General features: G+C 57.9%; 11 protein-coding genes. 5 read left to right on the top strand and 6 right to left on the bottom strand.

The genetic code is table 11. From position 1 onward, the window contains the following. Positions 1–111 precede the first annotated feature (111 nt). On the bottom strand, positions 112–2,433 hold the full coding sequence (locus QRN61_RS12590; RefSeq protein ID WP_285373921.1) for a TonB-dependent receptor: 2,322 nt from the start codon (positions 2,431–2,433) through the stop codon (positions 112–114). A 207-nt stretch (positions 2,434–2,640) separates the two neighbouring features. Here QRN61_RS12590 and QRN61_RS12585 point away from each other — a divergent pair, with 207 nt between their 5' ends. The 4 genes from QRN61_RS12585 (at position 2,641) to QRN61_RS12570 (ending at position 7,417) form a co-directional block, all read left to right on the top strand. After that, the gene (locus QRN61_RS12585) at positions 2,641–3,321 is read left to right on the top strand and encodes a Fe2+-dependent dioxygenase (protein WP_027610799.1); all 681 of its coding nucleotides are present in this window, start codon (positions 2,641–2,643) and stop codon (positions 3,319–3,321) included. Continuing rightward, on the top strand, positions 3,318–4,073 hold the full coding sequence (locus tag QRN61_RS12580) for a tetratricopeptide repeat protein (protein ID WP_285373920.1): 756 nt from the start codon (positions 3,318–3,320) through the stop codon (positions 4,071–4,073). Before QRN61_RS12585 ends, QRN61_RS12580 begins: the two co-directional genes overlap by 4 nt. A 201-nt stretch (positions 4,074–4,274) precedes the next feature. Continuing rightward, entirely contained in the window at positions 4,275–6,491 is a 2,217-nt protein-coding gene (locus tag QRN61_RS12575) for an alpha-xenorhabdolysin family binary toxin subunit A (RefSeq protein ID WP_285373919.1), read from the top strand. 47 nt (positions 6,492–6,538) lie between these two features. Beyond that, positions 6,539–7,417 carry a hypothetical protein gene (locus tag QRN61_RS12570; protein WP_285373917.1) on the top strand — a complete coding sequence of 293 codons (879 nt, stop codon included), beginning with the start codon at positions 6,539–6,541 and terminating at the stop codon, positions 7,415–7,417. Positions 7,418–7,464: 47 nt separating this feature from the next. Here the strand turns inward: QRN61_RS12570 and QRN61_RS12565 are convergent, their stop codons facing one another. The 5 genes from QRN61_RS12565 to QRN61_RS12545 all read right to left on the bottom strand — a co-directional run bounded on the left by QRN61_RS12565 (position 7,465) and on the right by QRN61_RS12545 (position 12,688). After that, complete coding sequence (locus QRN61_RS12565; RefSeq protein ID WP_285373916.1) at positions 7,465–8,628, bottom strand: type III PLP-dependent enzyme; 1,164 nt, start codon at positions 8,626–8,628, stop codon at positions 7,465–7,467. A gap of 635 nt (positions 8,629–9,263) precedes the next feature. Further along, a complete protein-coding gene (locus QRN61_RS12560; RefSeq protein ID WP_285373915.1) occupies positions 9,264–10,421 on the bottom strand; it encodes an osmoprotectant ABC transporter ATP-binding protein OsmV in 1,158 nt (385 codons plus the stop codon). Beyond that, positions 10,418–11,071 carry an ABC transporter permease gene (locus QRN61_RS12555; RefSeq protein ID WP_095139801.1) on the bottom strand — a complete coding sequence of 218 codons (654 nt, stop codon included), beginning with the start codon at positions 11,069–11,071 and terminating at the stop codon, positions 10,418–10,420. Before QRN61_RS12555 ends, QRN61_RS12560 begins: the two co-directional genes overlap by 4 nt. A 12-nt stretch (positions 11,072–11,083) precedes the next feature. Beyond that, the gene (locus QRN61_RS12550; RefSeq protein WP_285373914.1) at positions 11,084–11,977 is read right to left on the bottom strand and encodes a glycine betaine ABC transporter substrate-binding protein; all 894 of its coding nucleotides are present in this window, start codon (positions 11,975–11,977) and stop codon (positions 11,084–11,086) included. Positions 11,978–11,998: 21 nt separating this feature from the next. Further along, the gene (locus QRN61_RS12545; RefSeq protein WP_169843207.1) at positions 11,999–12,688 is read right to left on the bottom strand and encodes an ABC transporter permease; all 690 of its coding nucleotides are present in this window, start codon (positions 12,686–12,688) and stop codon (positions 11,999–12,001) included. 360 nt (positions 12,689–13,048) lie between these two features. Between QRN61_RS12545 and QRN61_RS12540 the strand changes: the two genes are divergently transcribed. Then, on the top strand, positions 13,049–14,632 hold the full coding sequence (locus QRN61_RS12540; RefSeq protein WP_027610807.1) for a peptide chain release factor 3: 1,584 nt from the start codon (positions 13,049–13,051) through the stop codon (positions 14,630–14,632). The last annotated feature ends 193 nt before the right edge of the window (positions 14,633–14,825 follow it).

The raw sequence follows: 14,825 nt of genomic DNA, 5'->3' as shown, positions 1-14,825 counted from the left end.
GCGCATACCTTGTGGGAGCGAGCCTGCTCGCGAAGGCGTCGTGTCAGTCAGCCTCTACTTAACTGACCCACCGCTTCGCGAGCAGGCTCGCTCCCACAGTTTCCACATCGGTCAGAAGTGGAAGTTGGTGCTCAACAGCGCCGTACGGCCCGCCGCCTGGTTGGCGAAGTGGGTCGAGAAGGCTTTGTCGTAGTAGGTTTCATTGGTCAGGTTTTGCACGTTGAGTTGCAGGTCGACGTTCTTGCTCAGCTTGTAGGCGGCCATCGCGTCGTAACGTACATAGGAATCGACCATGGTGGTGTTGGCCACGCTGCCGTAAACGTCGTCGACGTAGAACGCGCCGCCACCGATGGTCAGCTTCGGCGTGACCTGATAAGTGGTCCACAGGCTGGCGCTGTTTTTCGGCGTGTTGGGCAACTCGTTACCGTTGTTGATTTTGTTGGCTGGCAGGTCACCGCCGTCCACCTGTTCGCTGTCCATGTAGGCGTAGCCGGCGAACACTTGCCACTTGTCAGTGATCTTGCCGCTGGCCGACAGCTCGATACCTTGCACGCGGGTCTTGCCGGCGTTCTCGTAGGAGGTGGTGTCGACTTGTACGCGAGCGTTTTCTTTCTCGGTGCGGAAGATGTCAGCGGTCAGCGACAGACGATCGTTCAGCAGATCCCACTTGGTGCCGATTTCGTAGTTCTTGGTGGTTTCCGGCTCCATGTCGCTCTTGAGCAGGTTGCCATTGCGATCCGGGGTGCCACCCAGCGGGTTGCCTTCCTGGCCTTCGCCGAGGGTGTTGCCCGGTGGTGTCGCGGAAGTCGCGTAGGAGGCGTAGATGCTGCCGTTCGGTGCCGGTTTGTAGACCACGCCGAACTGACCGGTGACGAATTCGCTGGTGTCATCACCTTTGGAGGTGGTGGTGCCGGCGTTGTTGTAGGTCTTGTAGTCGGTGTCGAAGTGGTCGTAACGCAGGCCCATGTTCACCAGCCACTGCTCGGACAACTCCAGGGTGTCGAACGCATACAGCGCGTAAGTGTTGGCCTTGGTGTCGGTGCCGGCGTAGTTGCGCGAGATCGCGCCGTTCCACGGATCGTTCGGATTCGGGTTCGACAGCGAGGTGCAGTTGTAGCCGCTCGATGCGCCAATCATCGACGGGGTGCAATTGGTGGTCGCAGCGCTGGTGCGCGGCGTGGTGTCAGTGTTGACGTTGTACGAGGACTTCTGGCCTTCCTCGCGGGTGTATTCGACACCGGTGGAGAAGCTGTTCTTGAAACCGGCGACGTAGAAATTGCCGAACAGATCAGTCTGGTTGGTGGTGGTCTCGGTGTTGCTGACCCGAGTGTTGGCACGGCGCCAGACGCTGCCATTGTTGACGTTGCCCTTGCTGTCGTCCGGCTGGGTCAGGATGTAATCCTGCATGCTGGTGCCGTGGCGCAGGGTGTTCTTGATGGTCAGCGAGTCGCTCAGGTCATGCTCGATGGCGAAGGTCGCGGTGTCGGTGCGGCCCTTGCGGAAGTCGCGATCCAGACCGTAGAAGTTGCTGTGATCACCACCGGCGTACGGCTTGTCCGGGTTGGACTTGGTGCGTGCTGCCGAACCACCGGCCGGGATGGTGTAAGGAATGCCCGAGTCCGGGGTGTCGTTGCTTTCCAGATGGTAGTAGTCGAGGTTGACGCGGGTGTCGGTACCCAGGCCAAACGCCAGGGACGGCGCGATACCCCAGCGATCGTAGTCGACCTTGTCGCGACCGGCGACATTGCTCTCGTGGCTCATCAGGTTCAGGCGGCCGGCAGCGGTGTCGCTGAACTGGTAGTTGCCGTCCAGGGTGTAACGCTGGGTCTGGTCGGAACCCCAGGTGAAACCACCATCAAACGAATTGCCCAGGTGCGCTTTCTTGCTCACCAGGTTGATGCTGCCGCCGGCTGCGCCACGACCGCCGATGGCGGAGTTCGGGCCTTTGCTGACTTCAATGTTTTCTACGGCGAAGATTTCGCGACTCTGCGAACCGGTGTCGCGCACGCCGTCGAGGTAGGTGTCGCCCTGGGCGTCGAAACCACGAATGAACGGACGATCGCCCTGCGGGTTGCCGCCTTCACCGGCACCGAAGGTGATACCCGGCACGGTGCGCAGCGCGTCCTGCATGTTCAGGGCGCCGGTGTCTTTCAGGACTTGTTGCGGAATGACGGTGACCGAGCGCGGCGTGTCGACCAGCGGTGCGGTGTACTTGGGCGAGGAGGCTTTTTCGACCTGGTAGGACGTCGAGTCCTGCGCTTCGCCGGTGATGGCGGTAGCGTCCAGAGCGATGGCATTGCCGGAAGCTTTGCTGTCGGTCTTTTCCGCGGCGAAGACCATGTGCCCAGCAGAGCCGGCGGTGATGGCGACACCAATGGCCGAAGCAAGCAAACGTGGTGAACTGACCGGCAATTGAACCTGTTGACGTGACATTTTTATTCCCCTCCCCAAGGATTTGAGGTCGCGGAATATAGGGTAAACAGGTATTCGTATCAATTGCGAAACATTGTTATTCGCGACGAATTTACATTCTTTACAATTTAACCTTACGGTTTTTGCCGATTCATCCGTCATGCGGGTTTTACACAGCCAATAAGAATCAATACCATTGGCATCCCTTTACCATCAGGTACGATCGCCATGCTGCTGCACATCCCCGGCCTGTTCGCCAAAGCAGAAGTGCAGCGCATCCGCGAGGCGCTGGAGCAGGCGGATTGGGCTGATGGCAAGATCACCGCCGGCTATCAGTCGGCGAAGGCCAAGCACAATCTGCAGCTCCCGGAAGGCCACCCACTGGCCAAGGAAATCGGTGCAGCGATGCTCGAGCGGCTGTGGAAAAATCCGCTGTTCATGTCGGCCGCGCTGCCGCACAAAGTATTCCCGCCGTTACTCAACTGCTACACGGCGGGCGGCAGTTTCGACTTTCACATCGACAACGCCGTGCGTCAGCCCAAAGGCAGCATCGAGCGGGTGCGCACCGATCTGTCGGCCACACTGTTTTTCAGCGAACCCGAGGATTACGACGGCGGCGAGCTGGAGATCCAGGACACTTTCGGCACGCAACGGGTGAAACTGCCCGCCGGCGATATGGTGCTGTACCCCGGCACCAGCCTGCACAAGGTCAATGCCGTCACCCGCGGCGCGCGTTATGCGTCGTTCTTCTGGACGCAAAGTCTGGTGCGCGAAGACAGCCAGCGCGCCCTGCTGTTCGAGATGGACGGGGCGATCCAGCAGCTCACTCAAGATATGCCCGATCACCCGTCGCTGATCCGCCTCACCGGCACCTATCACAATCTGTTGCGGCGCTGGGTCGAGGTATGAGTTTTCAACTGCGACGCGAAGAAGTACTCGACGGCGCCCAGCTCAACGCCATGCTTGAAGAAAGCCCGGCGCGTGCGGCGCAGGCGATTCTGCTCGCGGCCGGCCAGGGCATTGTTGAAGCGCAGGCGCTGCTCGGGCAGATCCTGCTCGATGGCCGTGGCATCGCCCAGGATCAACCCTTGGCACTGCGCTGGTTTGGTATCGCTGCCGGGCAAGGGCACTTGATGGCGCGCAACATGCTGGGGCGTTGTCATGAACATGGCTGGGGGTGTGTGGCGAATGCCGCGATTGCCGCGCAGCATTATCGAATCGCCGCTGACGCGGGGCTGGATTGGGCGATGTACAACCTGGCCAACCTGCTGGGTACCGGGCGCGGAGTGACGTTGGATCATGCTCAGGCCCTGAGGCTGTATCAGCGCGCCGCTGAAGCCGGCCACGCCAAGTCGATGAACCTGCTGGGGCGTTATCTGGAAGAAGGGCTGGTCTGTCGGGCCGACCCGGTCGCCGCGCGCGACTGGTACCGACGCTCGGCCGAGGGCGGAGATTTTCGTGGGCAGTTCAGTTATGCCGCAATGCTGGCTGATGCTGGATTGATCGAGGACGCACTGGGCTGGTTGCGCAAGGCACTGGCTACAGGGAACGTGAATTTTCTGCGGGTGAGCATGGTTTCATTATCGAGCGCCCGTCATCCGTCGATTCGCCAGATGGCCGATGCTTATCGGCAGCGGCTTGGGGAATTGCTCGTCGCTTGAGTCATTAAAAAGTCTTTCGGTTGGCCATTGGTTAGTTGGATTTTCTGCTTCTTGTATTTAATTTTAATAGTTAATAACTTGGCGAATTAGTTGTATCTGCCTACTGTCGGGTTCGATGTTATTCAAGTGATTGGAAGTTTCTTGTCGGCATCGAAAATAAATTAGCCGTTATTAATATCCACGGAAGACAAGGAGTCTTTGATGGAACTCAAGTTAAATGACAAGGTGGTCGAGGCCGCCGCGAAAGCGCCTCTGGCATTTGTAAATGCTTCGTTGGGTGTGGGTGAGGGGTATAACCGCGGTACCGGTTTGCAAGTGACCAAAGAGCAAATTATCAGTCTGAGAAAGTATGAAGTTCTCGGCCTCTCACTGCCCGTCCGGCTGCAAGATGTTATTGCCTATCTGAACTATGGTGCGGGTGATGAAGGCGGTGTGGGGTTGAAAGCGGGAGATTTTCTGCGCACCTTCAGCATGACCTATGATCACGCCAAACGCTGGTCGCCATTGCGCGAAAAGATCATGTTGACCGGTAACGATCTGAGAATCTTTGCCGGCAGTATTATCCGCACGGGTAACGCCATTGTCGAAGTGTATGAGGATCTCAAGGCCTCGAGGTATCTCGAAGAGCACAACATCAATACGCCTGAGGAATACCTGAATCTGCAACGGCAGATTCCGGGTCTGCCTGATCTTGACCTGTCTTCGGAAGATATCCTGGATATCAAGGCGTATCTCAATGACCTGTTGGCTAAAGTTGCGCATTGTCATCAGGAAGCCGAGCGCGTTCGGGCCCTGCTGGACGGTTTTGGCGCCGATATGCGTGAAAAGGTGCTGCCGGAAATTGCCTTGCGACTGCAGTTCGTCTCCAGGAACACTTATCAGAACGATATCAAGGCGCTGCAGGAAGTCATTGATCAGCGCGCAAAAGAAATTGATGAACTGAACAAACAGTACGATCAACTGGTGCAGGAAGCGATCAAGTCGGCGGCCACCCTGAATATTGGCGGATTGATTCTTGGCATTTACCAAGGCGTCAAGGCCGAGAAAATCCGCTCTGAACGTAATCGCCTGAAGCAACTGCAGCAGGTCGATAACCAGAGTATGGCAAGCAAGAACCAGACGCTGAGTTCGTTGAACAAGGTTCGAGATGATTTGCAGAATTTGAGTTACGTGGCGATTGAAGCCGAGGTCGCGACTCAGAACCTGATGTTGGTATGGAATGCCCTCAGTGATTACGTAGAGGCGTCGTTTAAGGAAGTTGACGGTATTTTCGAAGCGACTTCGCTACGCCGTTTCAAGATTCAATTACTGAGTATCATCGATCCCTGGGAACAGATAAAAGTCAGCTCTGATCAGTTGCTGAAAGTATTTGAAGAAGCTGACCGGGAATATGAAAGAAGTGGGCTGGTTGTTCGGAGTGGGTCAATGATGTCTTTGCTATCGGTTAGTTCGGCTGTACCTGCATTCAACATGGCGCGCCTGCGTGAGCATAATGCTGGCGTGCAGGCGCTTAATACCACGGCTCAGATGCTCTTCGAGCAATTCGATTACATGCCTGGAACTGTCGGAGCCATGAACAATCTGGCGCTCGCCATCAACAAAGCCACCTACGATCTGCGGAGTCAGGCACAGGCCACCGGCATTTATCTGGAACGCGCCGAGAAAAAACTGCGCAGCTATCAGGCTGAGCTGGAGTATCCAGACGACGCGGACGAAGTTCGCGAGGACATGGAGGTCGAGCTGAAGAATATCTTCAACAAGGTGGCGGTACAGACCGAAGATCTGAAAGCCGTGCACAAGAGCATCAGCGCTTATTACGATCGCAGCGCCTCGGCCGAGTGGATCGTGACGCTCAAGGCCGAACGTGTCACCACGATCGAGCTCAAGGGCAGATCCGACAAAAAACTCGCAGACCTGACGACCGAAATGAAGTCTGTTTCCGAGGGTATTGATCTGATCGCCAAGGCTGGCATCGAGAAAATTGGCGAACAAGCGCAGTTGTCTCTGGAAAATCTCAAGGCATTGGGATTGGCGCCACCTCAGGTGCAAGTTGCCCTGCTGGCTATCGAGACGCTGAAGAAACTGATTTCCGGCATTGGCGAGGCCGTTTCTTTTCTCAATATGCTGGCAGCGTACAACCGGCTGAATGAACAGGCAGGTGATCTGCGCACACAGATCAACAAATACAGCAAAGACCTGGCGCGCATTGAAGGCCGGATTGAGCTGGTCGAAACCCTGGATCAACTGGACGACGGCCGTGCGGCTTACGCTGGAGAGTTCAGCGTTCTGATCGATGACTTTACCCGCTTCGCCAATGATTTCAGACAGAACACTGCGCTTCCCGTTGAAACCCGGGCGCAAGCAGCGATTGATCGAGTCGCTGAAGTCGTCAAGCATCTGCAGAGCATTCATCAATAACAAGGAGCTGGAAAGGTGGGCGACTAGCCTGCCTTTCCTGAAACGGCATGAATGCTTTGGCTTATGAATTTTCAGCGATGCAACGGCGTGTACTGGACCGTTACGCGCGATTTCTCGGCACCTTGCCGACGACATTCAATGCGATACCGCTGGTCTTCGAGCGCCGGAGAAAGGCAGGGCATCAATTGGCCGTCCTGGCCAAAGACTCGCGTCTGGAGAACGCCCGGTTCAATCAGCGCTATCTGCAGGATTTCTGGGCGCGTACCGAAGCGTCGAGGCGTCTTGGCGCAGGGTATCTAGGGGATCTGCAAGTGTTTACCCGCGAAGCCCTGGATATCACAGGCAACACCTCCAGACACGAGCCTGTCAGCCAGGTGGACTTTCGGTTGTTTAGCCTTTCGCGGTCGACCAGCTGGCAGTTGTTCCCAGCAGAGGATGTGCCTGACCTGATCCACGAACTGGCACTGCGTTTCTATGCGCTGCAGGTCGAGATACGGCAGCTGAAATACACGGTCGTGGAAGTGTACGACGAGTCATTTGGCTTGAAGTCAGTGTTGCTCGGCGCTATGGATCACCGCTCCTGCCTGTGTCATGCGACGCCAACCGTTGCCGAAGGGTTGTTTGGCGATTCATTGACGACGCCTGTCTGGGATCTGGCTTATGCATCGACCGATCCGGCCATCAGGGCGGCTGAATACCAGGCTGATATCGCGGCGTTATTCAATGGATTCGTGTCGGTGAATACGCAGATGGGGCTATTCATCGAAGCGCTTTATCAGCGCCTCGACAACGTGTGCAATCAACTCTTGCAGGCGAAGTCTGCGGTGAAACTGAGTGAGCTGAATTTCAAACTCGCCGCGATGACCGAGAACGCCAATGAGTGCATGGCAATGCTCGATCATCTTGAGGCGTGGCTGCGCCCATAAAAAAAGGCCCATGATTGCTCATGGGCCTTTTTCTCAATCGCTACGTATTACACGTAGAACGATTTCAGCGGCGGGAAGCCATTGAATTCGACGGCGCTGTAGCTGGTGGTGTAAGCACCGGTCGACAGCCAGTACAGACGATCACCGATGGCCAGGTTCAGCGGCAGACCGTACTTGTAGTTCTCGTACATGATGTCGGCGCTGTCGCAGGTCGGGCCGGCGATGACCACTTCTTCCATCTCGCCTTTCTTCTCGGTCCAGATCGGGAACTTGATCGCTTCGTCCATGGTTTCGATCAGGCCGGAGAACTTGCCCACATCGGTATAAACCCAGCGCTCGACGGCGGTGCGGGATTTACGCGCAACCAGTACCACTTCGCTGACCAGAATACCGGCGTTGGCAATCAGCGAACGGCCCGGCTCCAGAATGATTTCCGGCAGGTCATCGCCGAAGTCTTCCTTCAGGAAGCGGATGATTTCTTCGGCGTAGGTTTCCAGGCTGTTGGTGCGGGTGATGTAGTTGGCCGGGAAGCCGCCACCCATGTTGATCAGCTTCAAGTGAATGCCGTCTTCTTCTTTCAGGCGCTCGAAGATCACTTTGACCTTGGCGATCGCCGCGTCCCAGACACTGATGTCGCGCTGTTGCGAACCGACGTGGAACGAGATGCCGTACGGCACCAGGCCCAGGTCGCGGGCGAGGATCAGCAGGTCCATGGCCATGTCGGTCTGGCAGCCGAACTTGCGCGACAGTGGCCAGTCAGCGGTGGTCGAGCCTTCGGTGAGGATGCGCACATAGACTTTCGCACCCGGCGCAGCCTTGGCAATGTTGCGCAGGTCGGCTTCGGAGTCGGTGGCGAACAGGCGCACACCCTTCTCGTAGAAGTAGCGGATGTCCTTGGACTTCTTGATGGTGTTGCCGTAGCTGATCTGGTCCGGGCTGACGCCACGGCCCATGACTTTGTCCAGCTCATAGATGGAGGCGATGTCGAAGCTCGAACCTTTCTCTTTGAGCAGGTCGATGATCTCGACAGCCGGGTTGGCCTTGACCGCGTAGTAGACCTTGGCGAATTCGAAACCGGCGCGCAGGTCATCGTAGGCCTGGGCGATCATCGCGGTGTCGATCACCACGAACGGGGTTTCCTGTTTGTCGGCGAACGCCTTCATTTTCTGAAAGGTTTCGCGCGCGAAATAGTCTTCGACCTGGATCGACATGCTGGGAGCTCCTATGGGCAAACTCGTAAAAACAATGGGTGCAAATGAACGCCCTCCGTATCCCCACTTTGGTTCGCCTACTTCCCAAGGCATGTCGCCGAAAGCAAAAAGGCCACGGGCGTATCTGCCCTTGGCCTTGCTGTCTCGTCGTCAGTACTTGAGCCGGATGGATCGTTTCCAGCATGGACGTTCGGCGCGAACTTTAGGGCGTGAGGGGCCTGAGATCAACTAAAAATGTCGCGTTTTTGCACGCTTCTGACGTACGTCGCGGATATCACTCTTTGTAGCCGACCGAGATGACGGACAGATGTTCCCCGGGAATTTTCATGTGTTAAAAATACCTGCACGTTCGCGGCTTTTGTCGGCTAATTAGCGGGGAAGTGTGATCGGCGCAACATCGGCGACGTTGGCGGCGAGAGGTGGATGTGAGGGGGATTTTGGCTGTTTGGGAGCGGGAGTTTGCAGAGGTTCTGTGAACGCAGCTGTTGAGATTCTTTTCCGCCCTGCGAATCATCAGGAAATTGCACAAATCCTGTGGGAGCGAGCCTGCTCGCGAAGACATTTTCACAGCCAACATCATTGTTGCCTGTTATTGCGCATTCGCGAGCAGGCTCGCTCCCACAGGTCAGGTGTTTTTACGCGATTACAGCCTCAGCCGGCGAGACAATATTGGTCTTCATCCCGCGCGAACGCCCCGAGCTCAGATAGGCTGCGATCGACTCCTGCGTCACCTCACCGAGGAACACCCGCTCGGCATCCATCACCGGCAGCCATGAACGGTTGAACTCGTACATGCGCGACAGCAGGATGCGCAGGTGTTCGTCGTACGCCGCGGTGGCGTTGAACTCACGCAGATACTGCGCGCAGGTGCCGGTCTGGCGGTGCAGGTCGCGACGACGCACATAGCCCAGCGCCTTGTTCTCGGCACAGGTGACCACCACATAGCGTCGGTCATGCTCGTCCATCAACTCCAGCGCATCGGCCACCGGGGTTTCCGGGCTGACCGAAGGCGCATTGTCGGCGGCGTCTTCAGCCTTCACCAGCAGCAGGCGTTTGAGGGTGCTGTCCTGACCGACGAAATTGCTGACAAAGTCGTCCGCCGGGTGTGCGAGCAGGGTGTCCGGGTGATCGATCTGCAGCAGTTTGCCGGCGCGGAAGATCGCGATCTTGTCACCGAGCTTGATCGCTTCGTCGATGTCGTGGCTGACCATGATCACGGTCTTGTTCAGCGCGCGCTGCATCTCGAAGAACTCGTTCTGGATCATCTCGCGATTGATCGGGTCGACCGCACCAAACGGCTCGTCCATCAGCAACAACGGCGCATCCGCCGCCAGTGCGCGGATCACACCGATGCGCTGTTGCTGGCCGCCGGACAGTTCACGCGGATAGCGTTGCAGATACTGCTTGGGTTCCAGCTTGATCATGCTCATCAGTTCGCGAGCGCGGTCGTGGCATTTCTGTTTGTCCCAGCCGAGCAGTTTCGGCACCACGACGATGTTCTCTTCGATGGTCATGTTGGGGAACAGACCAATCTGCTGGATCACGTAGCCGATGTTGCGGCGCAGGGTGACTTCGTCGAGGTCGGTGGTGTCTTCGCCGTTGATCAGGATCTTGCCCGAGGTCGGCTTGATCAGGCGGTTGATCATTTTCAGCGTGGTGCTTTTGCCGCAACCCGATGGCCCGAGGAACACACAGATTTCGCCTTCATTGACGGTCAGGCTCACCGAGTCCACGGCTTTGACATCTTTGCCGTTGCTCTGGAAGGTCTTGCTGAGGTTTTGAAGTTCGATCATTTGAGGAGTCCTTTTGGAGTCAGCGTACGTTGCAGCCACTGCAGGAGAAGGTCGGCGAAGATCGCCAGAAGACTGACCAGCAGCGCGCCGACGATCAGCATCGACATGTCGCTGCGGCTGATGGAGGCGAGGATCAGCACGCCAAGGCCACCGGCGCCGATGGTCGCGGCGATGGTCATCACGCCGATGTTCATCACCACCGCGGTGCGCACCCCGGCGAGGATCACTGGCACTGCAATTGGCAACTCAACCATGCGCAGGCGCTGGCCGAAGGTCATGCCGATGCCGCGTGCGGCTTCACGAATGCCCGGTTCGACGCCCGTCAGGGCGAGGTAGGTGTTGCGCATGATCGGTAGCAGTGAGTAAAGGAACACTGCGGTAATCGCCGGCATCGGCCCCAGGCCCTGGCCGAATCTGGAGTAGAACGGCAGCAGCAGGCCGAACAGAGCAATCGACGGCACGGTCAGCAGCACTGTGGCGCTGGCCTGCAAGGGACCGGCGAGGCTCGGGAAGCGCGTCATCAGGATGCCCAGCGGCACACCGATGAAAATCGCCAGCGTTACCGCGATGCCGACCAGGGTGATGTGCTGCCAGGTCAGGTGCATCACCTGCTGCCAGTCGAGGTGGGAAAAGGCGTTCAGAAATTCCATGACTTTTCCTCCTTAGTTGAGTGGATGCTGGCGCAGGAAATCCGCGGCCACTTTCGATGGGCTTTCGTGGTCGACGTCGACCCGCGCGTTGAGCTGGCGCATGGTTTCGTCATCGAACAGTTGCGCCAGCGGCTTGAGTTGCTCGGCCAGTTGCGGGTGCTTGTCCAGATACGCCTGACGCACCACCGGCGCGGCGGTGTAGTCGGGGAAGTAGTGCTTGTCGTCTTCCAGCAGCTTCAAGCCGAAGGCGTTGAGGCGGCCGTCGGTGGTGTAGACCAGACCGGCAAACACCTGGCCGTTGCGCAGCGCGGTGTAGACCAGCCCGGCGTCCATCTGCCGGATGTTCTTGCGGGTCAGGTTCATGTCGTAGAGCTTGACCATGCCGTCCAGGCCGTCGGAGCGGTTGGCGAACTCGGTGTCCAGCGCCACCAGGTGATTGGTCTTGGCCTCATCGCGCAGCACCTTGTTCAGGTCGCTGATGGTGTTGATCTGCGGGTACTCCTCGGCGACTTTTTTCGGCAGGGCGAGGGCGTAGGTGTTGCTGAATTTCGACGGGGTCAGCCAGATCAGGCCTTTTTTCGCGTCGAGTTCTTTGACCCGGGCGTAGGACTGTTCGCTGTCGAGTTTTTCGGTGACATGGTTGTAGGCCACCAATGACACGCCGGTGTATTCCCAGAGCATGTCCAGTTGTCCGCTTTCGTGGGCGCTGCGGGCGAGGTTGCTGCCCAGACCGCCGGTGATCTGCGCGTCGTAGCCTTTGCTGCGCAGGTATTGCGCGGTGATTTCCGCGAGCAGGGTCTGCTCGGTGAACACCCGGGCGCCGAGGCGAATGAGCGGTTTTTCCGCCGCCTGGGCAAATCCTGCGAACAGCATGATGCAGCCTAAGATCAAGCTAAATCGTTTCATATTCATTCCTTCGCAAGAGCCTTAAGACGGGCGCAAACCGCGTTCCAGCCAGAGACGGCTGGCGAGGGTGACCACGCCATCGAGCAGCAGGGCCAGCAGCGCAGTGCACGCGGCGCCGAGCAGCAGTTGCGGCTGATTGTTCAGGGCGATGCCAGGGAAGATCAGGCTGCCGAGGCTGTTGGCGCCGATCAGGAAGGCCAGCGGCGCGGTGCCGACGTTGATCGCCAGTGCCACGCGCACGCCACCGATGATGATCGGCACGGCGTTGGGCAATTCGACTTTCCACAGCACCTGGCGCGGGGTCATGCCGATGCCGACGGCGGCTTCCTTCAGCGAACCCTGAACGTTTTTCAGGCCTTCGTAGGTGTTGCGCACGATCGGCAACAGGGACGCGAGGAACAAAGCGAAGATCGCCGGACCACTGCCGATGCCGAGAACCCCCAGGGCAATCGCCAGTACAGCCAGCGGTGGCACGGTGTTGCCGATATTGAAGATCTGCATGAAGCGTTCAGCGCGGCCGACCATGGTCGGGCGACTGAGGAAGATACCGGCGGGGATGCCCACGACCAGGGCGGCCAGCATTGAAGCGAGGACGAGAATCAGATGAGCTTGCAGGTAAAACAACAAATCGTCGCGGTAGTGTTCGATCGTGTTGATGCCGATCCAGTGAACCAGCAGGGCCAGGAGCGCGATAACCACCGCACCTCCCATCAGCCCTTTGCCATAGCGGATAGCCACAGGCGGACTCCTTTTCTTGTAGTCGGCGAACGCTCTCCCGTGTGGCATGCCAAGCCTTGGCTGCCGGGAAATAAACGTTCGCGAGAAGCAGCTCCTTCAGCACCGGCAACAAGCGGTCTGAAAGCGAGCCATGAGCGCAGCCTCGTCAGGCTAACTTGCTGATTTTTCAGCCCCTGACGAAATGTCGTAACAGGGGATGGACGTCTCCATGCTTTAAAAGGTTCCCATCTGGGGCAGCATTTGGCCACCCTTAATGTGCTCAACGGTTCGGTTATTGCATCGAGTTGGGCTATAATCGCGGCCCTTTTTTGAATCACCGCCAGGCGATTTCCCATGACCAACCAGGCCGCCGAAGTCGCGAAACGCCGCACTTTCGCCATTATTTCCCACCCCGATGCCGGTAAAACCACGATCACCGAAAAGCTCCTGTTGATGGGCAAGGCGATTGCAGTGGCCGGTACGGTGAAATCCCGTAAATCCGACCGCCATGCGACATCCGACTGGATGGAGATGGAGAAGCAGCGGGGTATTTCCATTACCACGTCGGTCATGCAGTTCCCGTATCGCGAACACATGATCAACCTGCTCGACACCCCGGGCCACGAAGACTTCTCCGAAGACACCTACCGCACCCTGACGGCGGTCGACTCGGCGCTGATGGTGCTCGACGGTGGTAAAGGCGTCGAGCCACGGACCATCGCCCTGATGGACGTCTGCCGTCTGCGTGACACGCCGATCGTCAGCTTCATCAACAAACTCGACCGTGACATCCGCGACCCGATCGAACTGCTCGACGAAATCGAAGCCGTTCTGAAGATCAAGGCAGCGCCGATCACCTGGCCGATCGGTTGCTACCGCGACTTCAAGGGCGTGTACCACCTGGCCGACGACTACATCATTGTCTACACCGCCGGTCACGGTCACGAACGCACCGAAACCAAGATCATCGAGAAGCTCGACTCCGACGAGGCGCGCGCGCACTTGGGCGACGAGTACGATCGCTTCCTCGAACAGCTGGAACTGGTGCAGGGCGCCTGCCACGAGTTCAACCAGCAGGAGTTCCTCGACGGTCAACTGACTCCGGTGTTCTTCGGTACGGCATTGGGCAACTTCGGTGTCGATCACGTGCTCGACGCTGTAGTTGACTGGGCACCGCGTCCGCTGGCCCGTGTCGCCAACGAACGTACCGTGGAGCCGGTGGAAGAGAAGTTCTCGGGCTTCATCTTCAAGATCCAGGCGAACATGGACCCGAAACACCGCGACCGCATCGCCTTCATGCGTATCTGCTCCGGCAAGTACGAGAAAGGCATGAAGATGCGCCACGTGCGTACCGGCAAGGACGTGCGCATCGGCGACGCCCTGACGTTCTTCTCCTCCGAGCGTGAACAGCTGGAAGAGGCGTACGCCGGCGACATCATCGGTCTGCATAACCACGGCACGATCCAGATCGGCGACACCTTCAGCGAAGGTGAAGTCCTCGGTTTTACCGGTATCCCGCACTTCGCCCCGGAGCTGTTCCGTCGTGTGCGTCTGCGTGATCCGCTGAAGTCCAAGCAGTTGCGTCAGGGTCTGCAGCAGTTGGCCGAAGAAGGCGCGACCCAGGTGTTCTTCCCGGAGCGCAGCAACGACATCATTCTTGGCGCCGTCGGTGTGCTGCAGTTTGATGTGGTCGCCAGTCGTTTGAAGGAGGAATACAAGGTTGAGTGCTCGTATGAGCCGATCACTGTTTACTCCGCGCGCTGGATCGAGTGCAGCGACAAGAAGAAGCTTGAGGAATTTTCCAACAAAGCGGTGGAGAACCTCGCACTGGATGGTGGTGGGCACCTGACCTACCTCGCTCCGACGCGGGTTAACCTGGCGTTGATGGAAGAGCGGTGGCCGGATGTGAAATTCCGGGCGACGCGTGAGCATCATTAAGCGCTGAGCTGGTTTGTTCGAAAGCCCCTGAGGTGTAGGCCTTGGGGGCTTTTTTTGGGGCTTTGGTCTTGGCGGCCTTTGGGCCGACCAGGTTCTTGGTTTTTTTGTGTACATATCCGTTTTTTAGGTGATGGCGGATTAGGGTTCCGCCCTTACGGCGGGTCACTTTTTCCAGACGCCGAAAAAGTAACCA

It is taken from the genome of Pseudomonas sp. lyk4-TYG-107 (assembly GCF_030209055.1).
GTDB classification, from domain to species: domain Bacteria; phylum Pseudomonadota; class Gammaproteobacteria; order Pseudomonadales; family Pseudomonadaceae; genus Aquipseudomonas; species Aquipseudomonas putida_A.
Note: the sequence above shows the minus strand (reverse complement) of the source record. Positions and strands in the feature narration are given on the sequence as shown.